Origin of the sequence: Ensifer sp. BR816, assembly GCF_000378985.1 — a bacterium.
Lineage (GTDB): Bacteria > Pseudomonadota > Alphaproteobacteria > Rhizobiales > Rhizobiaceae > Sinorhizobium.
In genome coordinates this window covers 3,920,013-3,945,954 of sequence record NZ_KB905370.1, presented here as the reverse complement: position 1 = coordinate 3,945,954, position 25,942 = coordinate 3,920,013, and the positions used below count along the sequence as shown (strand labels likewise).

General features: G+C 63.5%; 25 protein-coding genes. 5 read left to right on the top strand and 20 right to left on the bottom strand.

Translation table 11 applies throughout. From position 1 onward, the window contains the following. Positions 1 to 366 precede the first annotated feature (366 nt). Entirely contained in the window at positions 367 to 1,401 is a 1,035-nt protein-coding gene (locus RHIBR816_RS0118970) for a glutamine synthetase beta-grasp domain-containing protein (protein WP_018238163.1), read from the top strand. 166 nt (positions 1,402 to 1,567) lie between these two features. On the opposite strand, the gene RHIBR816_RS0118965 is transcribed toward RHIBR816_RS0118970, so the two are convergent. The 6 genes from RHIBR816_RS0118965 to RHIBR816_RS0118940 all read right to left on the bottom strand — a co-directional run bounded on the left by RHIBR816_RS0118965 (position 1,568) and on the right by RHIBR816_RS0118940 (position 7,162). Continuing rightward, complete coding sequence (locus tag RHIBR816_RS0118965; RefSeq protein ID WP_018238162.1) at positions 1,568 to 2,347, bottom strand: TIGR01458 family HAD-type hydrolase; 780 nt, start codon at positions 2,345 to 2,347, stop codon at positions 1,568 to 1,570. A gap of 182 nt (positions 2,348 to 2,529) precedes the next feature. Continuing rightward, positions 2,530 to 2,694 (bottom strand): hypothetical protein, encoded by a 165-nt coding sequence (locus RHIBR816_RS36200; RefSeq protein ID WP_083854030.1) that lies wholly within the window; start codon positions 2,692 to 2,694, stop codon positions 2,530 to 2,532. Positions 2,695 to 2,895: 201 nt separating this feature from the next. Beyond that, positions 2,896 to 4,413, bottom strand: coding sequence for a tripartite tricarboxylate transporter permease (locus RHIBR816_RS0118955; RefSeq protein WP_018238159.1), 1,518 nt, complete (start codon positions 4,411 to 4,413; stop codon positions 2,896 to 2,898). 14 nt (positions 4,414 to 4,427) lie between these two features. Continuing rightward, positions 4,428 to 4,919: a tripartite tricarboxylate transporter TctB family protein gene (locus RHIBR816_RS0118950; RefSeq protein ID WP_018238158.1), complete on the bottom strand. Its 492-nt coding sequence runs from the start codon at positions 4,917 to 4,919 to the stop codon at positions 4,428 to 4,430. Continuing rightward, complete coding sequence (locus tag RHIBR816_RS0118945; protein ID WP_018238157.1) at positions 4,916 to 5,860, bottom strand: tripartite tricarboxylate transporter substrate binding protein; 945 nt, start codon at positions 5,858 to 5,860, stop codon at positions 4,916 to 4,918. The genes RHIBR816_RS0118950 and RHIBR816_RS0118945 overlap by 4 nt, the downstream gene beginning before the upstream one ends. A gap of 234 nt (positions 5,861 to 6,094) precedes the next feature. Further along, the gene (locus tag RHIBR816_RS0118940; protein ID WP_018238156.1) at positions 6,095 to 7,162 is read right to left on the bottom strand and encodes an ABC transporter substrate-binding protein; all 1,068 of its coding nucleotides are present in this window, start codon (positions 7,160 to 7,162) and stop codon (positions 6,095 to 6,097) included. Between the two features lie 78 nt (positions 7,163 to 7,240). Between RHIBR816_RS0118940 and RHIBR816_RS0118935 the strand changes: the two genes are divergently transcribed. Both RHIBR816_RS0118935 and RHIBR816_RS0118930 read left to right on the top strand, forming a co-directional pair. Beyond that, positions 7,241 to 7,918: a response regulator transcription factor gene (locus tag RHIBR816_RS0118935; RefSeq protein WP_018238155.1), complete on the top strand. Its 678-nt coding sequence runs from the start codon at positions 7,241 to 7,243 to the stop codon at positions 7,916 to 7,918. Then, positions 7,915 to 9,294 carry a sensor histidine kinase gene (locus tag RHIBR816_RS0118930; RefSeq protein WP_018238154.1) on the top strand — a complete coding sequence of 460 codons (1,380 nt, stop codon included), beginning with the start codon at positions 7,915 to 7,917 and terminating at the stop codon, positions 9,292 to 9,294. Before RHIBR816_RS0118935 ends, RHIBR816_RS0118930 begins: the two co-directional genes overlap by 4 nt. Positions 9,295 to 9,314: 20 nt before the next feature. Here RHIBR816_RS0118930 and RHIBR816_RS38010 read toward each other — a convergent pair whose 3' ends face one another. The 6 genes from RHIBR816_RS38010 to RHIBR816_RS0118900 all read right to left on the bottom strand — a co-directional run bounded on the left by RHIBR816_RS38010 (position 9,315) and on the right by RHIBR816_RS0118900 (position 14,795). Further along, a complete protein-coding gene (locus RHIBR816_RS38010; protein WP_018238153.1) occupies positions 9,315 to 9,458 on the bottom strand; it encodes a hypothetical protein in 144 nt (47 codons plus the stop codon). A 307-nt stretch (positions 9,459 to 9,765) separates the two neighbouring features. Continuing rightward, complete coding sequence (locus RHIBR816_RS0118920) at positions 9,766 to 10,791, bottom strand: ABC transporter permease (RefSeq protein ID WP_018238152.1); 1,026 nt, start codon at positions 10,789 to 10,791, stop codon at positions 9,766 to 9,768. Between the two features lie 30 nt (positions 10,792 to 10,821). Beyond that, complete coding sequence (locus RHIBR816_RS0118915; protein ID WP_026187186.1) at positions 10,822 to 12,363, bottom strand: sugar ABC transporter ATP-binding protein; 1,542 nt, start codon at positions 12,361 to 12,363, stop codon at positions 10,822 to 10,824. Positions 12,364 to 12,502: 139 nt separating this feature from the next. Continuing rightward, positions 12,503 to 13,432: a sugar ABC transporter substrate-binding protein gene (locus RHIBR816_RS0118910; protein WP_018238150.1), complete on the bottom strand. Its 930-nt coding sequence runs from the start codon at positions 13,430 to 13,432 to the stop codon at positions 12,503 to 12,505. A 236-nt stretch (positions 13,433 to 13,668) separates the two neighbouring features. Continuing rightward, positions 13,669 to 14,478 (bottom strand): TIM barrel protein, encoded by an 810-nt coding sequence (locus RHIBR816_RS0118905; protein ID WP_018238149.1) that lies wholly within the window; start codon positions 14,476 to 14,478, stop codon positions 13,669 to 13,671. A 101-nt stretch (positions 14,479 to 14,579) separates the two neighbouring features. After that, positions 14,580 to 14,795: a hypothetical protein gene (locus RHIBR816_RS0118900; RefSeq protein WP_018238148.1), complete on the bottom strand. Its 216-nt coding sequence runs from the start codon at positions 14,793 to 14,795 to the stop codon at positions 14,580 to 14,582. 53 nt (positions 14,796 to 14,848) lie between these two features. On the opposite strand from RHIBR816_RS0118900, the gene RHIBR816_RS34410 reads away from it, so the two are divergent. Further along, complete coding sequence (locus RHIBR816_RS34410) at positions 14,849 to 15,487, top strand: hypothetical protein (protein WP_018238147.1); 639 nt, start codon at positions 14,849 to 14,851, stop codon at positions 15,485 to 15,487. 40 nt (positions 15,488 to 15,527) lie between these two features. Here the strand turns inward: RHIBR816_RS34410 and RHIBR816_RS0118890 are convergent, their stop codons facing one another. The 8 genes from RHIBR816_RS0118890 to RHIBR816_RS0118855 all read right to left on the bottom strand — a co-directional run bounded on the left by RHIBR816_RS0118890 (position 15,528) and on the right by RHIBR816_RS0118855 (position 24,783). Continuing rightward, positions 15,528 to 16,415 carry an NAD(P)-dependent oxidoreductase gene (locus RHIBR816_RS0118890; RefSeq protein WP_018238146.1) on the bottom strand — a complete coding sequence of 296 codons (888 nt, stop codon included), beginning with the start codon at positions 16,413 to 16,415 and terminating at the stop codon, positions 15,528 to 15,530. 82 nt (positions 16,416 to 16,497) lie between these two features. After that, the gene (xth, locus tag RHIBR816_RS0118885) at positions 16,498 to 17,271 is read right to left on the bottom strand and encodes an exodeoxyribonuclease III (protein WP_018238145.1); all 774 of its coding nucleotides are present in this window, start codon (positions 17,269 to 17,271) and stop codon (positions 16,498 to 16,500) included. 7 nt (positions 17,272 to 17,278) lie between these two features. After that, positions 17,279 to 17,917, bottom strand: a complete 639-nt coding sequence (locus tag RHIBR816_RS0118880) for an alpha/beta fold hydrolase (RefSeq protein ID WP_018238144.1) — start codon at positions 17,915 to 17,917, stop codon at positions 17,279 to 17,281. Positions 17,918 to 18,010: 93 nt separating this feature from the next. Next, entirely contained in the window at positions 18,011 to 19,093 is a 1,083-nt protein-coding gene (locus RHIBR816_RS0118875; RefSeq protein ID WP_018238143.1) for a tetratricopeptide repeat protein, read from the bottom strand. Further along, a complete protein-coding gene (locus RHIBR816_RS0118870) occupies positions 19,093 to 19,977 on the bottom strand; it encodes a Ku protein (RefSeq protein WP_018238142.1) in 885 nt (294 codons plus the stop codon). Before RHIBR816_RS0118870 ends, RHIBR816_RS0118875 begins: the two co-directional genes overlap by 1 nt. 26 nt (positions 19,978 to 20,003) lie before the next feature. Beyond that, on the bottom strand, positions 20,004 to 22,466 hold the full coding sequence (gene ligD / locus RHIBR816_RS0118865; RefSeq protein WP_018238141.1) for a DNA ligase D: 2,463 nt from the start codon (positions 22,464 to 22,466) through the stop codon (positions 20,004 to 20,006). 87 nt (positions 22,467 to 22,553) lie between these two features. After that, positions 22,554 to 23,390 (bottom strand): bifunctional allantoicase/(S)-ureidoglycine aminohydrolase, encoded by an 837-nt coding sequence (locus RHIBR816_RS0118860; protein ID WP_018238140.1) that lies wholly within the window; start codon positions 23,388 to 23,390, stop codon positions 22,554 to 22,556. Positions 23,391 to 23,433: 43 nt separating this feature from the next. Next, on the bottom strand, positions 23,434 to 24,783 hold the full coding sequence (locus RHIBR816_RS0118855) for a C4-dicarboxylate transporter DctA (protein WP_026187185.1): 1,350 nt from the start codon (positions 24,781 to 24,783) through the stop codon (positions 23,434 to 23,436). A gap of 247 nt (positions 24,784 to 25,030) precedes the next feature. On the opposite strand from RHIBR816_RS0118855, the gene RHIBR816_RS0118850 reads away from it, so the two are divergent. Beyond that, the gene (locus RHIBR816_RS0118850; protein WP_018238138.1) at positions 25,031 to 25,906 is read left to right on the top strand and encodes a LysR family transcriptional regulator; all 876 of its coding nucleotides are present in this window, start codon (positions 25,031 to 25,033) and stop codon (positions 25,904 to 25,906) included. The last annotated feature ends 36 nt before the right edge of the window (positions 25,907 to 25,942 follow it).

Here is a 25,942-nt window from a genome sequence, read left to right as displayed (position 1 = left end):
TGGGAATTCGGTGCGATTTTTTAGGCAGCTGCGCGCAACTGACGCATTTTGCGGCGCTTGTTCCTCCCCCGCCCGATCGAGCTTCACGATCGCCCGGTGCATGGGAGGGGCGGATATCCAGCAAAATCAACACGGTGGCAGGGCGTTGGGGCCTGGACGGGCCACTTGCCGTTCGCAGAGGCCTTACGGCCACCCGGCGGGAAACCAGTCTGAATCGACGGCCGACCAAAAAAAGAGTCGCGCCGATCGTCGAGTTGGCACGCTTGATGCTTGATGGGAGTCGATCCCTGGTGGCGAGCACGTTCCCGTGCCACGCGCGCTAGGAATTGCTCAAACCTCGCAGCACCACGTTAGAGAGATTCGCTAATGACCAAGTATAAGCTCGAGTACATCTGGCTCGATGGCTACACCCCCGTACCAAATCTCCGCGGCAAGACGCAGATCAAGGAATTCGACGCATTCCCGGCGCTCGAGCAGCTTCCGCTGTGGGGCTTCGACGGAAGCTCGACGAACCAGGCCGAAGGCCGCAGCTCCGATTGCGTGCTGAAGCCGGTTGCCGTCTACCCGGATCCGGTCCGCACCAACGGCGTGCTGGTCATGTGCGAGGTCATGATGCCGGACGGCAAGACGCCGCATCCGTCGAACAACCGCGCCACCATCCTCGACGACGAAGGCGCCTGGTTCGGTTTCGAGCAGGAATACTTCTTCTACAAGGACGGCCGCCCGCTCGGCTTCCCGGAGCAGGGCTACCCGGCACCGCAGGGCCCGTACTATACCGGTGTCGGCTACAAGAACGTCGGCAACATCGCTCGCCAGATCGTCGAAGAGCACCTCGACATCTGCCTCGCTGCCGGCATCAACCATGAAGGCATCAACGCCGAAGTGGCCAAGGGTCAGTGGGAATTCCAGGTCTTCGGCAAGGGCTCCAAGAAGGCTGCCGACGAAGTCTGGATGGCTCGTTACCTGCTGCAGCGCCTGACGGAAAAATACGGCATCGACGTCGAGTACCACTGCAAGCCGCTGGGCGACACCGATTGGAACGGCTCGGGCATGCACTGCAACTTCTCGACCGCCTATATGCGCGAAGTCGGCGGCAAGGACTATTTCGAAGCGCTGATGGCCGCCTTCGAGAAGAACTTGATGGAACACATCGAAGTCTACGGTCCGGACAACCACTTGCGCCTCACGGGCAAGCATGAGACGGCGCCGTGGAACAAATTCAGCTACGGCGTTGCCGACCGCGGCGCGTCGATCCGCGTTCCGCACAGCTTCGTCAACAACGGCTACAAGGGTTATCTCGAAGATCGCCGCCCGAACTCCCAGGGCGACCCCTACCAGATTGCCTCGCGCGTGCTGAAGACGATTGCGTCCGTTCCGGCGCAGGTCTCGAAGGTCGCTTAAGCTTACAGCGCTGCGCGTCTTTTCAGACGCGCGGCGCTGTAACACTTTGAATCCACGCATCGTGCTTTCCGAAAATCGAACCCGATTTTTGGGCCGATGCGCCAGTACTCCCAAGTGCTTGGCGCCGACTTCGGTCGGCGCCTTTTTTTGTTCGATTATGAGAGATTCATTCTGTTCCACCGCGCCTTGCGAGGATCCAGTCGACCGCAGCCGAAATGTCGGGCATCGTGGCGGTCGGCGCCGGCGCGAAGCACGCCTCGTCGCCCTCGCGATACTTTCCCGTACGCACCAGCAGCGCGTGACCGAGACCGGCGCCCAACGCACCGGCGACGTCCGTTTCCGCATCGTCCCCAACCATCACGGCGTCCGCTGCCGGGCAGGGAATGGTGGCGAGGGCGGCGTGGAAAAAGCCGGGTGCCGGCTTGCCGAGGACGATTGCTTGCCGCTGGCTGGCGAATTCCAGCGCGGCGACGAAGGCTCCCGCATCAAGGCTCAACTCCCCGTCGGCGTCCCTGAAGGTGCGGTTTGGCGCCAGTGCCAGCAACTCGGCGCCGTCGACGAGTTTTCGGAAGGCGGTGTTCAGCGCCTTGTAGTCGAATGCATCGCCGGCGTCGCCGACGACGACAGCCATGCGGCCGCCAGCCGGCAGATCCTGGAACTCGGGCATTAGATCGGGATGGACGAGAAGGTGGGCGGTGCGCGCCTGCGCGCGGAGCCAGTCGCAGGCGGCTTCGGCCGGCGTGAAGAGCTCGTTCCCCGTCACCGGAAGCCCAAGTTTCGCGAGCCGGGCAAGTATGGTCGGCTTGCTCGAACGGGTCGTGTTGCTCACGAAGCGGATGGGAAGGCCGGTGGCCCGCAGGCGGGCGACGGCCTCTGCCGCGCCGGGTACGGCCTTCTCGCCATCGTAGATGACGCCGGCAAGATCCAAGAGCACAGCGCTGATCATCCGACGAGGATGACACGGCAGCGCAGCGGGTCAAGGCTCAGGCTTATGCCTGCGTCGGATGGCAGGCATGGCCGTTTGCGGGTCGCAATCGGGGAATTCGTCGCAACGGCGGCAAATTCAGCCGCCGTTCGTTCCGTAGTCTCAGGGCCGCGGGACGATATCGTCCGACAGCCCGGTTCGCATCAGCCGCGGCGGGTATCCGGGAAGTTGGCCGGATTGATGCCGAGCGTGTGCAGGTCGCGAGCGTTCGGGCGGCGGTGACCTTCGACTGCCGCGGCTGCGGCGGTCGCTGCGCCGAGCACGGCGAAGGCGCGGCCGATGAAGCCCATGCGGTTCTTGCTAGTCATTGTCTTTGCTCACTTTCTTTCGCAATTCGATGAGCAAAAGATGGGCCTCGCGAGGCCTTTTTGCAATGCACAAAACCTCACCCCAGCCATGCAATGAAAGCAGGCCCGGTCGGCATTCGCCGACCGGGCCTGTTGCAGAGCGGGGCGTGGCTGCCCCTCCTCGTCCCGCGCCAAGGTGCCTTGGGAGGCAGGCGGAAGCGATTAGTCTTCGCTTGCCGCGAGCTGGGCGAGCACTTCGCCGCGGCCGCGAGCTCTCAAGATCAGTGGTACGATGAAGGCCAGGGCCGCGATCGCCAGCAGCACCGCCGCAATCGGCGAGGTGAAGAGCACGGTCACATCGCCCTGGCTGATCGACAGCGCCCGGCGCAGCTGCTGTTCGGCGAGCGGCCCGAGGATCAGGCCGACGACAACCGGCGCAATCGGGTAGCCGAAGACGCGCATGATGTAGCCCAGCAGGCCGAAGGCGAGCAGCATGCCGAGCTCGAAGACCGACGGATTGGCGCCGATGGTGCCGAGCGTCGCGAACAGCAGGATGCCGGCATAGAGCCATGGCTTCGGGATCGTCAGAAGCTTTACCCACAGTCCGACCAGCGGCAGGTTCAGCACGAGCAGCATGAAGTTGGCGATCAGCAGGCTGGCGATCAGGCCCCAGACGAGCTGCGGGTTGGTCGCGAAGAGCAATGGCCCCGGCTGCAGGCCATATTGCTGGAAACCGGCGAGCATGATGGCTGCGGTTGCGGATGTCGGCAGGCCGAGTGTCAGCAGCGGCACGAGCGTGCCGGCCGCGGACGCATTATTCGCGGCTTCCGGCCCTGCAACGCCTTCGATCGCGCCATTGCCGAATTCCTCCGGATGCTTGCTCAGGCGCTTCTCGGTGGCATAGGAGAGGAAGGTGCCGATCTCGGCGCCGCCGGCCGGCATCGCGCCGATCGGGAAGCCGATGAAGGTGCCGCGCAGCCACGCCTTCCAGGATCGGGCCCAATCCGAGGCGCTCATCCAGACCGAGCCGCGCACGGCCTCGACCTTGTCGGGACCCTTGTCGCCCTGGGCGGCGATGTAGAGCGTCTCGCCGATCGCGAACATGGCAACCGCGAGCGTCGTCACCTCGATACCGTCGAGCAGATCCGGAACCCCGAAGGAAAGCCGCGCCTGGCCGGTCAACTGGTCGATGCCGATGCAGGCGAGCGTCAGGCCGACGAAGAGCGAGGTAAGGCCGCGCAGCGTCGAGTCGCCGAAGGCGGAAGATACGGTGACGAAGGCGAGCACCATCAGCGCGAAATATTCGCGCGGACCGAAGACGAGTGCCAGCTTGACGATATAGGGGGCGATGAAGGCGAGGCCCATGGTGGCAATGAGGCCGGCGACGAAGGAGCCGATCGCTGCCGTTGCCAAGGCGGGGCCGCCGCGGCCGGCGCGCGCCATCTTGTTGCCTTCGAGCGCGGTGACGATCGAGGAGCTTTCGCCGGGCGTGTTGAGCAGGATCGACGTCGTCGAGCCGCCATACATGCCGCCGTAATAGATGCCGGCGAACATGATCAGCGAGCCGCCGGGGTCGAGCTGGTAGGTTACTGGCAGAAGGAGCGCGACGGTGAGCGCCGGACCGATGCCCGGCAGCACCCCGACGGCCGTGCCGAGGGTCACGCCGATCAGCGCATAAAGCAGGTTCATCGGTTGCGCAGCAACCAGCAGCCCCTGCAAAAGGAAGTCAAGAGTACCCATAATTGTCGGCCTTTCTAGAAGAGCAGGCGTTCAAGCGGTCCTGCCGGCAGCGACAATTGCAGGACTTTGGCGAAAATCGTCCAGACGACGAAACTTGCGACGATGCCGAAGGGAATTGTCAGCCAAAGTTGCCGTTTCCCGAAGCCGCGCGCCGTCATGGCGAAGAGGATGCCGGTTGCGATCGAAAAGCCGAGCGTGTTGAGCAGCAGCATCTGCGCCGCAAGCCCGCCGACGACCCAGGCGACCGGTCCGAACTGCTGCGGTTCACGCTCGGCAAAGTCGCCCCTGAAGCCCTCGACGGCCGTCCAGATGGCGAGCCCGATCAGACAGCAGGCGATCGCGTAAGGCACCGTGGTCGGACCGACCTGCGAGTAGCCGGCAAGTCCGGTGAGCCGGGACACGTCCCAGAAGATCACGCCGGCAATCGCAGCCAGCACGACGGCGATGATGAGCGCCGCCCGATCAGGGCGGCGCGTTTCGACGGAAGGGCTATCTCCCCTGCTCATTTGACCAGTCCGATGTCCTTGAGGACAGCTTCGGTGGCCGTAACGTCCTTGGCGAGCTGCTCGTTGAAGGCGTCGCCGGCGAGGTAGGTGTCCTGCCAGCCTTTGGTTTTCAGCACTTCCTGCCAGCCGGCGGACTTGGCGAGCTTCTCGATGTCGGCGGAGACGGCCGCCTTCTGCTCGTCGGTGAGGCCCGGAGCGGCGGCGACCATGCGCCAGTTCTCGACGACGACGTCGAGGCCGGATTCCTTCAGCGTCGGGGCATCGATGCCGGCGATGCGCTCGGCGCTCGTTACCGCGAGGAGGCGGAGCGTGCCGGCCTTGACCTGCGACTCGAATTCACCATAGCCGGAGATGCCGGCCGTCACCTGGCTGCCGAGGATCGCAGCAAGCGCCTCGCCACCGCCGGAATAGGCGATGTAGTTGATCTTGGTCGGGTCGACGCCGGCAGCCTTGGCGATGAGGCCGACGGCGATGTGGTCGGTACCGCCAGCCGAGCCACCGCCCCATGAAACTGCGCCCGGATCCTTCTTCAGCGCTTCGACGAGATCGGCCATCGTCTTGATCTCGGACGCGGCCGGAACGACGATCGCCTCGTATTCGCCCGTCAGGCGAGCGATCGGCGTGACGTCCTTGAGGGTGACCGGCGAGTTGTTGGTGAGGATAGCGCCGACCATGACATAGCCGCCGACGAGCAGGGCGTTCGGGTTGCCCTTCTGCTGGCTGGCGAACTGGGCGAGGCCGATCGTGCCGCCGGCGCCCGGCACGTTCTGCACCTGGACATTGCCGGAGATGCCTTCCTGCTGCATGACGGTCTGCAGCGAACGGGCGGTCTGGTCCCAGCCGCCGCCGGGATTTGCCGGCGCGATGATCGTGTAGTCGGCGGCATAGGCCGGAAGCGCCAGCGCGCCGGCGAGAATGGATGCGAGGAAGAAGTGTTTCAAGGTCGGTCCTCCGTAGGCGCGGTTCGTCCGCGCGGTGATTGTTGTCGCGAACGGGAGAAACGGGCGGTTGACCTAAAAGCGGCAACCTCCGACCGGATTGGTGATTTCCTCCCGATGCGCTGCTGGCATTCCGCCTCCACGGGTCGCCAGCGGCCCTAAACCAACATAGAAAGCTGACATTAACCTGACATCAACCCGCTGGCTCGTAAACGGTTTGTTTCGGCGGCCGAATATTCACTGGAGTCTGAGCACTTCGTTCCAGCGTGCGATCAGCCGGGCGCGTTTGACCTGGTCGAGATAGACCATGAGGCCGGGACTGACAGGCACCGGCTTCAATTGCCCGCCAAGCATTTCCTGCATGGTATTGGCGGTGTTCTCGCCGGCTACCTCCGGGCTGACGGCCGGGATCTCAAGCTCGCGCGCCATGATCGTCTGGCCTTCCTTCGACATGAAGAATTCGAGATAGCGGCGGCCGAGATCGGGAGAAGCGGCCGCCTGCGGCACCAGGCCGATTCGCGACATCACGACGGTATAGTCCTTCGGCAGCACGATGCCGACATCCGGGTGCCGGGAGGCCCAGTCGGCGGCATAGGAGCCGAGGATGTTGTAGCCGAGCACGAAGCGCCCGTCCGCTACCCGCTCGAGGATCGCCTGACTGGTCGAATAGAGCTTGACGCCTGCCGCGCCCATCGCCTGGATGACGCTCCATATGTCGCCGAACTGTTCCTGGTCGCGGGCCATGAACAGGAAGCCGACGCCGGATCGCTCGATATCATAGGTGCCGATGCGGCCGAAGACGTCGCTTCCCTGACGCTTGAGATAATCGACGAATTCGGCGCGCGTCGCCGGCGGCCTTTCTCCCGAAAAGCTCGGCTTGTGATAGACGAACACGGCGGGCTCGAAGGTCAGCGCATAGGCCGTGTTGCGCCAGTTCGCCCAGGCGGGCCAGCGGCCGCTCATCGGCAGGTCGCTGCGCTGCGCATAGCCGTCATTGCTGAGCTTCACCTGCAGGTCCATCGCGGAGGAAAAGGCGAAATCGGCTGTCGTCTGGCCGGCATCGGTCTCCTTGACGATCCGGTCGTAGATCTCGCCGGTCAGCATGTCCTCGTAACGCACGGCGACATCCGGATTGGCCTTCTGGAAGCCGACGATCATGGGGCGCGCCAGGGGCTCGTCGAGCGAGGAATAGACGACGAGAACCGGTGCGGCCGCATCGCCGGAAACGGCCGGGAAGAACACCGGCGCGGCGCAGGCGAACCCGGCGAGAAACAACCAAAAAGCGAAGGAAATCAAGAACCGCATAATTTCACAATGCCTCACCCACACGCCGTTCACAAGCAAGGTCGCGACCGATAAGGTGAAGCGGGGGAGAGTGACGATTTGCGTATCTTGCTCGTTGAAGACAATCAGGCCCTGGCAGAGGGTCTCTCGGCGCTTTTGCGCGGCAGCGGCTATGCCGTCGATGTGGTGAACGACGGCGCCTCGGCGCATGCCGTCGCGGCGGCCGAGAGCTTCGATCTGGTCATCCTCGATCTGAACCTGCCGGAGATGGATGGGCTCGACGTGTTGCGCGCCATGCGGGCCCGGCAGAACCGGGCGGCGGTTTTGATCCTGACGGCCCGCGGCTCGCCCGAAGAAAGGATCAAGGGCCTCGATCTCGGCGCCGACGACTACCTGATCAAGCCTTTCGACATCGGCGAGTTCGAGGCGCGCGTCCGGGTCCTGCTGCGCCGTCAGGCCGGATTGCGCAGCTCGGTCGTCAGCTATGGCAATGTCTCGCTGGATCTCAATGCGCGCAGCTTTTCGGCCGGCGGCGTGCCGATCGAGATTCCGGCCCGCGAGCTAGGGCTCCTTGAGCTCCTGTTCATGCGCGCCGGCAAGGTGGTTGCCAAGGACGCGATCGTTCAATCGCTGACCGGCCTCGATGACGATCTCAGCCCCAATGCCATCGAGCAATATGTGAGCCGGCTGCGCAAGCGCCTGGCGCCCTACGGGCTGACGGTGCGCACGGCCCGCGGCATCGGCTACTACCTCGACAAGGCGGCGAACCCCGAATGAGGACGGCTGTCTATTCGCTGAGACGTAGGCTGCTCGGCTGGCTGTTGATCTCGACCGCGGTGATCGGCGTACTCGCCCTGATGGATACCTATCGGGAGGCGGTCAAGACGGCGAACGTCGTCTCGGACCGGGTGCTCGCAGGCTCGGCGCTGGCGATCGCTGAGCGCGTCGTCGTCGCCGAGGACGGTACGCTTCAGGTCGACATACCCTATGTGGCGCTGGAAATGCTGACCTCGGCCGCGCAGGATCGCGTCTTCTACCGGGTGGATGGCCCGCCGGGCGCGTTCATCACCGGCTACCAGACACTGCCGTCGCTTCCCGAGGTCGCCGGCCAGTCGACGAGTTTTGCCGATGCGGTGTTCCGCGGCGAGCCCATCCGGCTGGCGGTGCTTCGCCGCTCCGCCTCCACCGGCGTCAATTCCGTTCCCTTCGTCGTCACGGTCGCCGAGACGACGATCGCGAGACGCCAGCTGTCGCAGACGATCTTGCTGCACTCGGCGCTCCGCCTCGGCTTGATGATCGCCGGGGCCGCCCTGATCGTCTGGGTGGCTGTGACCTTTTCGTTGAGGCCGCTCTACCGGCTCGGCGACGCGATCGCCGAGCGCAGTCCCGACGATCTCCATCCGATCGGCGAGCGTGTGCCGAGCGAGGTGCAGGGACTGGTCGATACGGTCAATTCCTTCATGGTGCGGCTGCAGTCGGCACTCGATGCGCTTCGCCACTTCACCGGCAATGCCAGCCATCAGTTGCGCACGCCTCTCGCCATTATCCGCACGCAGCTGGCGCTCGCCCGCCGGGCGGCGACGGTCGACGAGGCGCTTTCAGCCGCCGCGAAGGCGGATGAGGCGGTCGCCAATGCCGAGCGCATCTTGGCGCAATTGCTGCTGATGGCGAAGATCGATGCGGCCGCCAAGGAGGAGGCGCGTGGATCGGAGCGGATCGAACTTGCCCGGCTGGCGCGCAGCATCACCGCCGAGCACGTGCCGGCGGCCGGCGAGGTCGGCATCGATCTCGGCTTTGCCGGCGAAGGGGAACAATGGATCCGGGCCGAGCCGCTGCTTGTCGGTGAGCTGCTGAAGAACCTCATCGGCAATGCGCTGCTCTATGCCGGGCGCGGGGCGGAGGTGACGGTGCGTGTCTCAGGCTCGGATAACGAGGTCGCGCTCGAGGTGGAGGACAACGGCCCGGGCATCAGGCCGGAGCTGCGCGAGGCGGTGCTGAAGCGCTTCCGGCGCGGCGGCACCGAGGCGCCCGGCACCGGGCTCGGCCTGCCGATCGTCGAGGAAATCGCCGCGCTCTACGGCGGAACGATGCGTCTCGAGGACGGCGAGGGCGGCCGCGGCTTGAAGGTGGTCGTCACGTTCCCGGCGGGGTGAAGGCCGCAGCCGCGAAGCCGCTACGAACGCTCTTCGCATTCTTCGCGGTCGCGGGCTTCCAGAAGAGACGCGGCGTCGCGGGTCTGAACCCGCAGCAGCTCGTTCCAGAGCTGGCGAGAAAAACGCGATTGAACCTGGTTCGCAGGCTTGCGCTGCGATGACATGACAAATCTCCGATAGGTTTGGAATGCCGTTCATATAGTCTATCGGCCAGCCGATTGCCACGGCAGAGTCTACCGAGCTGCCTTGCAAGGGAAGCATATGTCGAACGGCAAGAATATCGATCGATATACAGCGCCGCGCGTCCTATCAGACGCGCAAAGGTCGCTGTAGTACTTTGAATTGCTGCATGTCTTTGTCCTTAAATCGAGGTCGATTTAAGGACAAAGACATGCAGTAGGCAGCAGAAAACAAAAATGCCGGGATGAATTTCTTCATCCCGGCTAGCGGCTTCACTGGGAGGCAGTTTCTTTACGTCTTTTTCCGGCCTTTCTGGCGATAGACGTCGACGACCACGGCGGCAACGATGATCACGCCCTTGACGATCTCCTGGTAGTAGGCGTCGACTCTCAGGAAGGTGAAGCCGGAGGTCATCACGCCGAGGATGATCGTGCCGATCACGGTGCCGGTAACGCGGCCGACGCCGCCGGTCAGCGACGTGCCGCCGATGACCGTTGCGGCGATCGCATCGAGTTCGTACATGACGCCCATGCCGGCCTGTGCGGTCTGGGCCCGGGCTGCAGTGACGACTCCCGCGAGGCCGGCCAGCATGCCGGCTATGGCATAGACCTTGATCAGATGCGCTTCGACATTGATACCGGACACGCGTGCGGCCTGGACGTTGGCGCCGATCGCATAGGTGAACTTGCCGTAGCGGGTGTAGCGGAGCGCAATATGGAAGATCAGCGCGACCACGAGGAAGACGATGACCGGCCAGATGCCCGTGCCGATGAAATTGAACTGCTCGATAAGCCCGGAGACCGGCTGGCCCTTCGTGTACCACTTGGAGATGCCGCGTGCCGACACCATCATGCCGAGGGTGGCGATGAAGGGCGGAATTTTCGTCCTGGCGATCAATTGCCCGTTGATGTAGCCGGCAAGGAGGCCGATGCCGACGCCAAGCCCGATCGGCACGATGGCAGGCAGGTCGGTCAGTGAGGGATAGAGCGCCCGCGGCCAGGTGGAGGCCTGCGCGACGCTCGCCGAGATCATTGCCGTCATGCCGACTACGGAGCCTGAGGAAAGGTCGATGCCGCCGGTGATGATGACCTGCGTCACGCCGACGGCGATGATGCCGATCACCGACACCTGCAGGATCATGATCGTCAGGCGCTGGGGGTTCATCAGGAAGCTCTGGCCGACGAGCAGCCAGCCGAGAACTTCATAGACGAGCGCAATGCCGATCAGCACCAGGAAGATGTTGAACTCGGGCGGCAGGCGCCGTCTCGACCCGGCAAGCGGCGAACCCGCGCCCTGTGCAGCGATATTGGTTTCCATTGTCTTTCCTCCCTGCGGTCGGCATCCGCACTAGCGCGCGGCAAGCTCCATGACCTTGATTTGGGTGGCTTCTGCCCTGTCGAGGAAGCCGGTGACGCGGCCCTCATGCATGACCATGATCCGGTCGCTCATGCCGAGCACCTCGGGCATTTCCGACGAGATCATGATGACGGCGACACCGTTGCGGGCGAGTTCGGTCACCAGTCGGTGGATCTCGGCCTTTGCGCCGACGTCGATGCCGCGTGTCGGCTCGTCCAGGATCAGAATATGCGGATTGGTGAGCAACCAGCGGCCGATCAACACCTTCTGCTGGTTGCCGCCCGAGAGGTTCTCGATGCGCTCCGAAAGGTTCGGCGTCTTGACGCGCAGCTTGCGGCTCATCTCCTCGCAGGCCGCGGTGACTTCCTTCTCGCTCACGAAGCCGCGCTTGACGAACTTGTCCTGCAAGACGGCGATCTGCATGTTCTCGAGAATGTCGAGGATCAGCAGACAGCCGGTGTCCTTGCGGTCCTCGGTCAGGAACGCCATGCGGTTCTTGATCGCCGTATTCGGGTTGTCGATCACCAGTTCCTTGCCGTCGATCGAAATCGTTCCCGAGCTTGCCGGCGTGACGCCGAACAGCGTCTCGGCGACATTCGAGCGGCCCGAGCCGACAAGTCCGGCAACGCCGAGGATTTCGCCGGCACGCACGTCGAAGGAGACGTCGTGGAAGACGCCGTTGAGTGTCAGGTTCTTGACCGACAGCACGACGTCGCCGATCGGCACCTCTTCCTTCGGGAACATCTGGGTGATCTCGCGGCCGACCATCATGCGGATGATGTCGTCGCGGGTGACCTGGCTCGAGGCGTGCGTGCCGATATATTTGCCGTCGCGGAAGACCGAGAATTCATCGGCGATCTCGAACAGCTCGTTCATCTTGTGGGTGATGTAGACGATGCCGATGCCCTGCGAGCGCAGATCCCGGATGATCTCGAAGAGATGCGCCACCTCGCGTTCCGTCAGTGCCGAAGTCGGCTCATCCATGATCAGGACGTCGGATTCGTAGGAGACCGCCTTGGCGATCTCGACCATCTGCCGGCTGGCGACCGACAAATGGCGGACTTCGATTTCCGGATCTATGTCGATCTTCAGCCGCTCGAAGAGCTTGGCCGTCATGCGACGCATCTCGCCGTGATCGACGAAGCCGAAGCGGTTCTTCGGCTCGCGGCGGATCCAGATATTCTCGGCGACCGTCATGAACGGCATCAGGTTCAGTTCCTGATGGATCATGGCGATGCCGTTTTCGAGCGCGTCGAGCGGCGACTTCAGCTGGATGTCGACGCCGCGGAGCTTCACCTCACCTTGGTCCGGGTGATAGATGCCGGCGAGGATCTTCATCAGCGTCGACTTGCCGGCGCCGTTCTCGCCCATCAGCGCGTGCACCGTGCCGCGCTTCAGCTTGAACTCAACGTCGTCGAGCGCGACGACGCCGGGGAATTCCTTGCGCACGCCTTCGGCGGTCAGGAGATATTCGGCATTGGGTACGGCACCGCTGGCGCGCACGGCTGCCATCGTTGTGGGACTGAGCGTCATGGTCATTGCCTCCCCATCTTCCGGCCTCGGCCGGAACGTCCACGCAGAGGGTGGACAGCCCTCTCATAGGCCCATCGGCTTCAGGCGGGACTTGTTTCGGATGGGAGCGCGGCCCTGGCCGCGCTCCCAAGAGGAACGATCAGTTCTTCGCCTGGTATTTGTCCAGGTTGTCCTTCGTGACGAGCTCGAAGGGGATGTAGACCTTCTTCTCGACCGCTTCGCCCTTGGCGAGCTTGAGCGCGGCATCGACCGAGCCCTGGCCTTGGCCGGCCGCGTTCTGGAACACGGTCACGTCGAGGTCGCCGGCAGCCATGGCGGCAAGCGCGTCCTGGGTGGCGTCGACGCCGCCGATGACGACCGAGTCCATCGACCGGCCGGCAGCCTTCAGCGCCTGGATGGCGCCGATCGCCATTTCGTCGTTGTTGGCAATCACGGCATCGAACTCAACGCCGGCGGAAAGCCAGTTGGTCATCAGGTCGGCGCCCTGGGTGCGCGACCAGTTGGCGGTCTGCTCTTCGACGATCTCGATGCCCTTGCAGGCGTCGGTGGCGAGAACGTCGTGGATGTCCTTGGTGCGCATGCGGGCGGCCTGGTTGGAGAGCTCGCCCATCATGACGACGGCCTTGCCCTTGCCGCCGAGCATCTTGCAGACTTCCTGCGTCTCCAGCGTGCCGGATTCGACTTCGTTCGATGCGACGAAGGCCTGCTTTTCCGGAAGCGAGTCGATGTTCACCGGCTCGCGGTTGACGTAGACGAGCGCAATGCCGGCGTCTGCGGCGATCTTCGACATGGCGGCGGTCGCATCGGTGTCGACCGGGTTGACGATGATCGCATCGACGCCGGCAGCGATGAAGTTCTGGATCTGGCTCTGCTGCTTGGCGACGTCGTTCTGCGCGTCTTCGATCTGCAGCTCGACGCCGTTCAGCGTCTTGGCATAGTCCTGCATGCCGTTGCGCAGAACCGTCAGGAAGTTGTCGTCGAACAGCGCCATCGAGACGCCGATCGTCTCAGCATGCGCAGCCGTCGACATCATCACGGCCATCGCAGTGCCCAGAATGAATTTCTTCATGTCTACTTTCTCCTCCACTTTTGGTGCCGGCACACCCTGTCTTTTGCCGGAAACCCGATTCTCTGATCGAGCTCATTTCTGCTCGGAAGCAGCACTCCCGCTGCGCTCCCGATGAAAACGGAACAAACAAACCAGTGGTTTGTCATTACGGAATATGTATTCCATTTTATCCGGACGCCGTCAAGTGCGTCTTGCGGCGCCCGGGCGGTTTTCCGCGCTGTCGGCGCGTCAAGCGATCAGGCGCGGGACTGCAGGTAATCCATGCTCTCGCGAACGGCCTTGGCAGGCTCGCTCAATGCATGGACGGAAGGCGCGAAGGGCTCGAATGAGAAGGGACCTTTGTAGCCTTCGGCGCGCAGCCGGCGGATCTGCCCCGCATTGTCCAGACGGTCTGCCGCATCGACCAGAATCCGGTGCGGATCGCGCATTTCGGAGACCGCAACGGCCTCGTCGCTGATGCCCGAAATGTGGACGAGGCCGGTCAGTTCCGGGAAGAAAGCGTCCTCGCCGGCGAGATAATGGTGGAAGGTGTCGTGGACGAGACGGAAGGTCTCGCCGCCGATCTCCCGAATCGCCCCGGCGGCCTCGGTCTTGGAGCGCAACGAGCAGATTTCGAAGCCCAGCGGCTCGACAAGTCCGATGACACCAGCCGTATCGAGCAGCGGCTTCAGCGCTTTGAGGGCTACGCGAAGGTTCGCCTGGCGCTCGCCGTCCTTCTGGCCGCTGCCGTCATTGACCGGCACCAGCACCAGCGCCTCGGCGCCGCAATCGCGGGCATAGGAAATAAGCTCGCGCGCCTCCGCCTCACGTGCCTCGTTCCATTCGTTGAAGCGCTGCAGCGCGTTGATCGAAATGATCGTCAGCCCGTCTTTTTCCGCAAGCGCATTCACCTCCGAGGGTGTCGTGCCGTCGAGAATGGCATTGCCGGAAAGATCGTTGCGAATTTCGACGGCAGAAATGCCGAGCGACTTCGCCAGCGCGAAGAAGGCATCGAGCCGCAGGCCCGGCGCAGCCATGTGGTTGAGGGCGAAGGGAAGGGCGGTCATGGGCAGGTCCTCCAGGAATGTTTGGAATAATCACCGCAACAGTTCGGAACGTTTATTCCATTTTCGATTGGCGATCACTTTCACTATTCGACACCCGGCAGTCAAAGCCGCATGCGGGCGGATGCATTGCATTCCTGCAAGAATGCATTTCGGCGATGATGGAATTCTGTCACGGCACAGTTGTCGAAGCGCTTAATTAGCCATTTTTCATAGTTGACGGCGCTCACCTTTAAGTAGAAGAGCCCGCGCGCCGTCGGAATCGCTTCGAGGCGTTCCACTTTGAATGTCCAATGCAAGTCGGTGGTGCTGATTGGCATGCCCTCGTTCAGATGCGCGTGTGTGTTTGTGCGTGCTTTTTCGGGAGGTTGAGTTGAACGGTCTGGATGCTTTCTTGTCCTTCGTGCCAGTGCAGCCGTCGACAATATTGTCCTATGCCCGAACCTTCCTGAGGCTCCTCCATTTCGCCGGCCTGATCGTCGGATTTGGCGGGGCCGTCTTTCTTGATCTGCTGCTGGCGCGGTATCGTCGAATGACCATGACCGGAGACCTCGTCGGCAACATCGAATGGGTAAGCCGGTTTGTCGCCGTGGGACTGATGTTGCTGTGGACCTCCGGCGTCGGCTTTCTCCTGCTCTATCAGGTGAGCGAACCGGAGAAACTGATGAACCCGAAAATCTGGGCCAAGATCACCATCGTCGCCATCTTGTCGATCAATGGCCTTGCCATTCACCGACTGGTCCTGCCGTTCCTTCGTCGTCGGATTGGAACTCAACTTCTCGCGGGGCTGAGACGGAGGACGAAGGTGGCGCTGATCGGCTGCGGTGTCGTCTCCGCCGTATCGTGGAGCGTGCCCGTCGTGCTCGGTGCTGCGCCGCAGCTGAATTTTGTCGTCTCGTGCGCCGTCATTCTCGCCGCCTACGCGCTGGTGCTGACGCAGGCTTTCCTGATTGCCGTCTTTATGATGCGCGACAAAGCCGAATCCACGGCGGCTGCCGATCTTCCGCATTGATCCAAGGCAGGTCCCAGCGCGCCGCCCGCCTCGCCGCCGTTCACTTGACCCCGTTTGCCTCGGCGATGAAATCCGACAGCATCGGCACGTAGTCCTCGCCGCGTCCGGCCCCGACGGCCTGTGCGAAGGCGTTCCTGACCGCCGCGCCGATCGGATTGGCGACGCCGGCGGCATTGGCGAAGGCGGCGAGGTAGCTCATATCCTTGAAGCCGTTGCGGATCGCGAACTTGTGGGCATTCGGATCGCGCTCCAGCACCCAGCGGAAGAAGGTCTGGTAAAAGGGGCAGTCCATGCGGCCGCCACGGACGACACTGTCGAAGATCTCCGATGTGAGGCCGGCCTTCTGCCCGAGCATCAGCGCCTCGGAATAGAGGGCCGCATAGCCCATCGACAGGAAGTTGTTGAGCAGCTTCATGGTGTGCCCGGTCCCGGTCGGGCCGGTGTGGACGATGCGGCCGGCGAAACATTCGAGCACCGGCCAGACGCGGCGGACGTCATCCTCTGTCCCGCCGACCATAACATCGAGCGTGCCGGCGGCCGCATCCGCCGGGGTGCGGCTGAGCGGCGCGTCGATGAGCGTAATGCCCTTGCGGGCGAGATCCTGGGCGAGCTTCGTCGTCACCGATGGATCGGAGGTCGAGCAGTCGACGATGGTCAGCGGCTTGCCGGCGGCGGCAATGCCGTCCGTTCCATCGACGACGGCAAGCACTTCGGGCGACCCGGTTACGCAGAGCACGACAATGTCACATTGCTCGGCCATCTCGCGCGGCGTTCGCACCTCCTTGGCGCCGTTTGCGACCAGCGCTTCCACCGGCGCGCGGTTGCGGTGCGCCATGACCGAGAGCGGCCAGCCCTTCTTCAGGATGTTTGCCGCCATGCCCTGGCCCATGAGCCCGAGCCCGATGAAACCCACATTCGCCTTTGTCATCGCTCGCCTCCCTTTTCCAGACGGTAATGGTGCACGATTGACGGAGGATCGCCAGACCCGAATTCTGCCCGTTCCGTTCCGGCTAGTCTCTCAAGGTGATCCACACCGGCGCGTGATCGCTGGCATTTTCCCACCCGCGGACGTTCCGGTCGATGCCGGCGCCCGTCAGCCGGCGTCTGAGCTTTTGGCTGAGCAGAATATGGTCCAGCCGCAGGCCGGCATTGCGCTGCCAGCGATTGCGCCGATAGTCCCAAAAGGTGAAGAGCTGTTCCTCCGGATAAATCTTGCGCAGCGCATCGAGCCAGCCTTGGTCGAGCAGTTGCCGGAAGGCGGCGCGGCTTTCCGGCTGGACGAGGGCATTGTCGTCATAGGAGCGGGTCGGATAGATGTCGCGCGGCTCCGGAACGACGTTGTAGTCGCCGGCGAGCACCACCGGCAGCCCGGTCTCGAACAGCCCGGCGGCGTGCAGCGCAAGACGCTCGTGCCAGGCGAGCTTATAATCGAATTTCGGCCCGGGCCGGGGATTGCCGTTGGGAGCGTAGAGTGCGGCGATCAGAATCCCGTTGACGGCCGCTTCGATGTACCGGCTCTGCGTGTCAGAGGGGTCGCCGGGCAGTTCCGTGCGCGTCAGGACCGGCTCGTTGCCGCGGGCCAGAATCGCGACGCCGTTCCAGGCCGCCTGTCCGCGCCAGACGGCGCCATAGCCCGCCGCCTCGATCGCCGGCTGCGGAAACTGGGCGTCGGTCGCTTTCAATTCCTGGAGGCAGACGACATCCGGCTCGGCCGCCGTGAGCCAGGCCAGGAGGCTGTCGAGCCGTTTGTTCACGCCGTTGATGTTGTAGGTGGCGATCTTCATGCTTGGCTCATCGGCCCAGACCGTCGACCCATCGTTTCACGGTTTCGGCCAGCGTCTTCAGGTGATCGGCGGCCGCAAAGCCGGAGACGCTCTTGCGCGGCTTGAGGTCGTGGTCGCCGTCTTCCAGCCAGAGGATCTCGATCCGGTCGGACAGCGTGTATCCCGCAACCTCGTCGCGTGTGCCGAACTCGTCGCGGGTTCCCTGGCAGATCAGTGTCGGCGTCCGAAGGCCGGCGAGATGCCTGGTGCGAAGCTGTTCGGGTTTGGCCGGCGGGTGGAAGGGATAGCCGAGGCAAAGCAGTCCGGCGATCCTTCCGCCGGCATGCAACTCGTCGGCGATCATGCTGGCGACGCGCCCGCCCATCGACTTGCCGCCGATGATAAGCGGCCCCTTCGCGCCGAGTTCCGCGACGGCCGCCCGGTATTCCGGATTGAGTGTCTCGGCGCGCGGTGGCGGCTTGCGCGCACCCGTGCGCCGCGCCGCCATATAGCCGAACTCGAAGCGGGCCACCCGAAAGCCTGCCTCGGCGAGCGCGCTGGCCGTTGCCGTCATCGAGGCAGAATCCATCGGCGCGCCGGCGCCATGCGCGAGAAGAATGGTGGCCGGCGCGTCCTCCGGTCCGTCGAACAGGAATTTTTCGACCATTTCAGTCAGCCGTCCTTTGGATGATTCCGTAATCGGAGCGATCTCAGGATAAGATCACGCGGCAAACCAAAGCGCCACAGCGCCGCACCGTGATCACGCGCGCGTCGTCGGGAGAAGCTGCAGATTCACGAACTGCACGCCGCGTTCTGCGGTCCGCGCCCATTCGGAATCCTTGTCGAGTTCGAGGTAACGCTTCCACCAGCGGCGCGCCTCTCCGAGGTCGCCGGCATCGAATTCGAGCTTTGCCAGGTTGAAGATCGCGTCGGCATAGTCGCCATCGGTGTCGATCGCCTTCTGAAGATGTCGGCGGGCGGTGTCGATGCGGCCGCGCTCGCTCATCAGCCCGGCGAGGTTGAACCAGGCCTCGGCAAAGGAAGGGTCGAGCTTGAGCGCGCGCGCATAATCATGCGCGGCGTCGAGTTCGTGCCCCGCGGCCCGAAGGCAATTGGCACGGTTGAAGGCGGCGACTGAGTCGGTGCGATCGATAGCGAGGTAGCGCTGGTAGATCGCGGCGGCGTCCTCGTATTCGCCGTCTTCTTCGGCCTCTTCCGCTTGCGCAAAGAGCTCTTCGAGCTCTGCTTCCTCGACCGCCCCGAGATCGAGCAGCAATTGTCCGTCGAGCTCGCTCAAGCCTTCGATACGTCGCGCGTAGATCGTCTTCGAGCCTTCATGATGAAGCGACAGCGCCGTCAGCGAAGCGTGGCTGGAGCGCTGGACGGAGCGAGCGATCGTTCCCCAGCCGGCGCCGCTTGCGATCAGTCCCGCATATTTGCGGGCGAGGATCACGTCGCGGAACGAATAGGGCTCCTTGTCATGTTCGAAAGCGTCGAAAAGCGACAGCAGGTCGAAGAGGCGCGGCGCGATCTTCGCCTGGTCGATCAGCGATTGGCGCGGCAGCGCCGATGTCTCCGGCGCCGTCGCCAGGCCCAGCAACCGCAGGAAGCCGTTCTCGCTGAGAAGGTCCCGGCCGTTGCCGGCCCCGCGCTCGAAACGCGTCTCGATCTCCGCGTCGGTCGCCTTCAGGAGCATGCCGCGGCCGAAGACCACATGCGTGGTTTGCCGGGTGACGCCGCGCCGGAGATGTCCGCCCTGGCGCTCGACCTCCCGTGCGATCAGCCGCCGCGGAAAGGCGGCGAGCGCCCCCACGATACCGAATGTCTTGCCGGCGACCCCCATCAGGCCTTCTTCTGTGCGGTCGTCTTCTTTCCTGCGGCGGGCTTGGCTGCAGCGCCCTTCGCAGCGGGTTTTGCAGCCGGCTCAGCCTTGCTCTTGCTCTTGGCCGGCGGCTTCGCTTGCGACAGGCTCGCCTTCAACGCATCCATGAGGTTGATGACATTGCCGCGATCCGGCGGCGCCGCGATGATCGGCTTGTGGCCCTTGAGCTTCTCGCGGATCATCTGCATGAGGGCGATCTCGTAGCGATCCTCGTAGTTCTTCGGATCGAAGGTCGTGGTCTTTTGCTTGATGAGCGCCTCGGCGAGCTGCAGCATTTCCGGCTCGGGACTGCCGACCGGGATGTTGCCGAAATATTCGGCGGTGCCGCGCACTTCGTTGGGGTTCCTGAGCGTGCAGACGAACATGCCGGTCTCCCGGGGCCCGATGGCGATCACGCGTTCGCGGCTCGAAAGCACGAGACGCGCGATGGCGAGTTTGCCGCTCCGGCGCAGGGCCTCCCGCAAGACGATGAAGGTCTCCTCGGCCATCGCCCCGTCCGGCGCGAGATAATAGGGGGCGTCCTGATAGATCACGTCGACTGAGCCTTCTTCGACGAAGGCCTCGATGTTCATCGTATGGTTGGATTCGATCTTGACGCTGTCGAGGTCGGCCTCGTCGATGACGATGTATTTCTTGTCCTCGTATTCATAGCCCTTCACCAGGTCGGATCGCTCGACCAGGCCGAGCTCCGGATCGACCGGCTTCATGTTGATCCGGTTGTGCGTATCCTTGTGCAACTGATTGAAGGTGATGCGTTCGCTCGTCGTCGTGGCGGGATAGAGCCGTACGGGACAGCTCACGAGGCTCAGCCTCAGGTAACCCTTCCAACTTGCCCTGGGTGCCATATTCGTCTCCTGCGCGGTCTACCCGGTTACTTCTCCGCATTGGAAAGCATAGGCAAATCCCTCGCACAGTCGTCGATATCGGCCCAGGGATCGCCGGACGTGGCCAAAAGGCCCGGTAGAGAAGAATAATTTAAATCCTCGGGAGCGTCGATAGTCTCGAGATCGGCCCAGCTCAAGGGCGTGGAGGCCGGCAGGTTGGTGCGGGCGCGAAGCGAATAGGGCGCAGCCGCGGTATGCCCGCGGGCATTGCGGTGGAAGTCGATGAAGATGCGCTTCACGCGCTTGTCCTTGCCCATGCTGGTGGTGAAGCGCTCGGGTGCGGTCGCCGCCAGCCGCGCGGCGATGCCGCTGGTTGCCCGATGGGTCTTCTTCCAGTCGAGCTTCGCGCTGACCGGCACGACGACGTGAACGCCCTTGCCGCCGGACGTCTTGACAAAGGGGACGAGGCCGAGCGTCTCGAGCTCGGCCCTGATGTGGACCGCCGCCTCGACGATTTCGCGCCAGCCGACGCCCTCGCCGGGATCGAGGTCGAAGACGACTCGGTCGGGCTTGTCGAGACGCTTTCGCGTCGACCCCCAGGAATGGAATTCGACGACACCGAATTGCGCCAGCGCCAGATATCCCTTGGCGTCCTCGACCGAGAGATAGGTCTTGGTCTCGCCTTCGGAATTGGTGGACTGAAAGCCGGCCACCGAGGGCGGCATGCCGGTAAAGGGGTGCCGCTGGAAGAAGCAATCCGCGAATTTGCCCGTCGGGCAGCGGACGAGCGAGACCGGGCGGCCGAGGATGTGCGGCAGCATGAAATCGCCGACCATGGCGTAATAGAGAGCAAGATCGAGCTTTGTGGGTCCGGACTTGCCGAACAGACGGCGCGTCGGATTGGTGATGGAGATGCTGGCAAGGTCGGCGTCGGAGATCAGCCGCTTTTGCCGCGGCGAAACGGGCGTCGAGAGGTCGACGTCACGGAGCCCCTGGAACACCGCATGACGGAGAATATTGTCGGCTGTTCGATTCCCGTAGTGAATACGCGCCCGCAGTACCGGCCGGACCCAGATGATCTCCTTCGGCGCACCCTCGAGCTTCGCCGCACCCCCCCTCAGCGGTTCCAGCCGCGCCAGCAATTGTTTCAGCGTTTCGGCGTCAAAGCCGGTTCCGACCTTGCCGCGATACTGCAGTTCGCCATCGATCCATTCGCCGAGCGCGAGCGCGGCAAGGCCTTCGGCGGCTTCGGACATGGTATAGCCGGCGATGACGAAATCTTCCGCCTTCAGCGCCTTGGTCTTGGTCCAGGTCTTGGAACGGCCGCTCTGATAGGGCGCCGAGGCGCGTTTGGAAATGACGCCCTCGAGCCCCAGTTCCGAGGCTTGCTGGTAAAAGGCGCGCCCGTCGCCGACGACGTGGTCGCTCAACTGGATGGCGGAGCGGCTCGACAATTGCGCCCCGAGCACCTGCCCGAGCAGAACCTTGCGCTTCTCGAGCGGGGCGGCGGCGAGGTTCCAGCCGTCGAGATGCAGAAGATCGAAAGCATAGAACACCAGCCTGTTGCCGGCGCCGGCGGAAAGCGCCTCCTGAAGGAGCGCGAAACGGCTGATACCTTCGTCGTCCAACACGACGATCTCGCCGTCGATCACGGCCTCGCGGCATGGCAGCCGGCGAAACGCCTCGGGCAGATCGCCGTAGCGCCTCGTCCAGTCGAGGCCGCCGCGCGTGATGAGGCGCACCTCGCCGCCGGATAAATGCGCCATCGTGCGGTAGCCGTCGAACTTGATCTCGTGCAGCCAGACCTCGCGTCCGGCGGCACCGCCAGGCGGTGCGGTGGATGGCATCGCGAGTTGCGGTTCGATGCGCGTCGGCATCGGCGCCTTCGCTGCGCCGGGAAGCGCGGCGGGGTTGAGCTTGACCGGCTTCGCCGCAGGTTTCGGCTTTTCGACCAGTTCCTCGATCCGCCGCCCGGATTTGACGCTCTCCGGCCGTGCGGCGAGAATGTCTGTCGAAGGATCGGCGGCGGGATCGCGCTCCTTGAAGAGGAGCCAGTGGCGGTGGTCTTCTTCGCCCGGCCTCGGCTTCAGCCGCGTCAGCATCCAGCCGCCGTTGAGCTTTTCGCCGGCCAGGCGAAACTTGAAGGCACCGGTCCGCAGGCTTGTCTCGAGGTCGTCCATCGGAGCCCAGACGCCGGTGTCCCAGACGATCATCGGGCCGGCGCCATATTGGCCCTCAGGGATGACGCCCTCGAAGTCGATATAGTCGATCGGATGGTCTTCGGTCTCCACCGCCAGGCGCTTGTCGGCCGGGTTGAGCGAGGGCCCCTTGGGAACCGCCCAGCTCTTCAGCACGCCGCCAACCTCAAGCCGCAGATCATAGTGGTCCGCTGTCGCGTGGTGTTTGTGCACGACGAAACGGTTGCCGCCGCCGGCGGGGCGCCCGACCGGCTCCGGCGTCTTCGAAAAATCGCGCTTCTTGCGGTAGGCCTCAAGCTTCGACGTCGCCATGCGACCAAGCTATGGCCTATCCGTCGAACCCGCAATATCGGCTGACGCGAGCCGGAACGAAGCGTTCCGGCTCGGTAGCTCCAGCCATCAGGCGAATCGGCCTGGCGTGCCGAGCGTCATATGGCGGTTGACGTCCTTGTAGAGCAGGTAACGGAATTTGCCCGGTCCGCCGGCATAGCAGGCCTGCGGGCAGAAGGCTCTGAGCCACATATAGTCGCCCGCCTCGACCTCGACCCAGTCGGCGTTGAGGCGGTAGACCGCCTTGCCCTCGAGAACGTAGAGCCCGTGTTCCATCACATGGGTCTCCATGAAGGGGATGACGCCGCCGGGCTCGAAGGTGACGATCGTCACATGCATGTCGTGGCGCATGTCGGACGGATCGACGAAGCGGGTCGTCGCCCAGCGGCCCTCCGTGCCAGGCATCGGCGTTGGGGTGATTTCACGTTCGTTGGTGACGATCGGTTCGGGGAGGGGGATTCCATCGACCTTTTCGTAGGCCTTGCGGAACCAGTGGAATCGGGTTGGCGTGGACCCGTCATTGTGCAGGCTCCATTCGGCGCCGGGCGGAATGAAGGCATAGCCGCCGGGCCGCATGCGATGGGCTTCACCGCCGATCGTCAGCCGGAAGTCCCCGTCGACGACGAACAACACGGCTTCGGCGCGGGGGTCGCCCTCGGGCCGATCGCTTCCGCCCGAAGGCCCGACTTCCATGATGTATTGCGAGAACGTCTCGGAGAACCCGGACAGCGGCCGCGAAAGGACCCAGAGACGGGTGTTCGTCCAATGCGGCAGGTAGCTGGTGACGATATCGCGCATCACGCCCTTCGGAATGATCGCGTAGGCTTCGGTGAACACTGCCCGATCCGTCAGCAGGTTCGTTTGCGGCGGATGCCCGCCTTCTGGGAAATAGTAGTTGCTTTGCATCTTTTCGTTACCTGTTGAAGTGTCTGTTCGAACCGGAACGGCCCTAGCGGCCGTTGACGGGATGCGCGATCGCGGAGGTCGGGATCACGTCGCTGGCAGCAGAGGTTTGGAATACAGGTGCGGGCCTGGGACTTGCAGCCTGGTCGCCATCCAGCACCCGGTGGGCCTGCTCGCGGTCGATGTCGCCCTCCCAAACGGCGATGACGACGGCGGCCACACAATTGCCTATCAGGTTTCCGAGCGCCCGGGCAATGCCGACGAACCAGTCGACAGACAGGACCAGCACAAGGCCGATGGCCGGGATGACCGGAATGGCGGAAAGCGTCGCCGCCAGCACGACGATGGCGGAGCCGGGGATGCCGTGGGCGCCCTTCGAGGTCAGCAGCGCCACGCCGAGGATCAGCAACAGGTCGCCGGGTGCAAGCGGCGTATTGGTCGCCTGCGCGATGAACACGGCGGCGAGCGTCAGATAGATCGAGAAAGCGTCGAGGTTGAAAGAATAGCCTGTGGGGATGACCAGACCGACCGTCGAATCCTTGATTCCAAGCCGTTCGAGCTTTCGCATGACCTGCGGCAGAACGCTGTCCGAGGAAGCCGTCGCCATGACGATCATCAACTCCTCGCGCAGATACCGGAGGAACTTGAAGATGCTGAACCCGGCAATTTTCATGATCAGGCCGAGAACGCCGAAAACGAAGAGGATGATCGTCGCATAGAGCAGAACGACCAGATAGCCGAGCTGCTGCAGCGAGCCGATGCCGTATTTTCCGACCGTGTAGGCGATGGCGCCGAAGACGCCGATCGGAGCGAGCCGGACGATGAAGCCGATCACCTTGAAGAGCACCTGCGTCGTCTGGTCGATCACTTCGGCAACCTGTTTGCCGCGCTCGCCGATGAGGGCAAGGCCCGATCCAAACAGCACGGCGAACAGCAGCACCTGCAAGACGTCGCCCTTGGCGAAAGCATCGAGGATTGTCGTGGGGATGATCCGCATCAGGAAGTCGACGGTGCCGGTGACCTGCGAGACCTTTTCGGTGTAGGCGCCCAAGGCACTCGCATCGAGCGTCGTCGGATCGACATTCATCCCATGGCCGGGGCCGAAGACATAGGCTGCGATCAGCCCGAGCGCGAGCGCCAGCGTCGTTACCGCCTCGAAATAGATGAGCGACTTGAGGCCGACCCGCCCGACTTTTCTCAAGTCTCCGGCGCCGACGATGCCGTGAACGACCACGCCGAAGACCAGAGGCGCAATCACCATCTTGATCAATTTGATAAAGCCGTCTCCCAGCGGTTTCAGCTGTGCGGCAAATTGCGGCCAGAAAACGCCGACAAGGATACCAAGGACGAGTGCGATGATGACTTGTCCGAACAAGGACCTGCTAAACCTGGACATTTGCTTCCTCCCAGAAACGCTGTGAGCCCGGCGCTGCGACGAGGCAATGGCTTTTTGTGCCTAAGCCGTCGCGCGGCCTGCTGCCGCCGCTCGCTCATGGATTGGCCGTCTCTAACGGCGTGCACCCTCCTCGTGCGACGCCCGGCCATCCATAGTGATGGGAACAAAAGCAAGGCGATATGTCCAATATATTGTTTGACTTGATCAAGACGTATATCATATCGATCTGTTGAAGGTGGAGGTCGCGATGGAGCTTCGGCATCTGCGCTATTTCATCGCCGTCGCCGAGGCGACGAGCTTTACTGTCGCGGCAAAGAACTTGAACATCTCGCAGCCGCCCTTGAGCCAGCAGATCAAGGATCTGGAGGAGGAGGTCGGTACCCGACTCTTCGAACGTTCGAGCCGACATGTCGAGCTCACCGAGGCCGGCGCCAGTTTTCTCGAACAGGCGAGGATGATCCTCGGACAGGTGGAGCATGCTACGCATCAGGCGCGCGCCATTGGATCCGGCCAGGTGGGCATGCTCAATATCGGCACGACCGGCTCGGTCCTCCTCGGCCAGTTGTCGACGCTGATCGCGCGGTTCCGGGACCGCTGGCCGGGTGTCTTTGTGCGCATCCATGAAATGGACCCGCAGGCGCAGGAACTGGCGCTGCTTTCGCACCGCACCGACCTCAGCTTCGTGCGCAGGCCGCGCTACAATGCCGAACTCGTGGGCCGGGTCGCCTGGCACGAAAAGGTTGGCGTCGCATTGCCGGCTCATCACCCGCTCGCCGGCCATCAAACGGTCGAGCTCGCCGCGCTGCAGCAGGAAAGCTTCGTCTTTCTCCGGCTGGCAGACTCCCGCTTCGCCCGCTACCTGCACGACTGCTGCGTCGCTGCAGGCTTCGTGCCGAACATCACCAACGAAGTGGTCGAATCCTATTCGCTGACCAGCCTGGTCTCCGCCGGTCTCGGGGTCGCGCTGGTTCCAGAATGCATCAGAAATCTCTCGCGTCCCGGTGTGGTCTATCGTCCGCTTGCGGATCCCGCCCCGGAAGCCGATGTCCATGTCCTCAGCCGGCCGAACCCCGGCCCGGTGGCCGCAAGCTTCCTGGAAGCGACCGAGGCGATGTTCGGCTAGAGATCATTTCATCGTTTCATTGTTATGAGCCGCGCC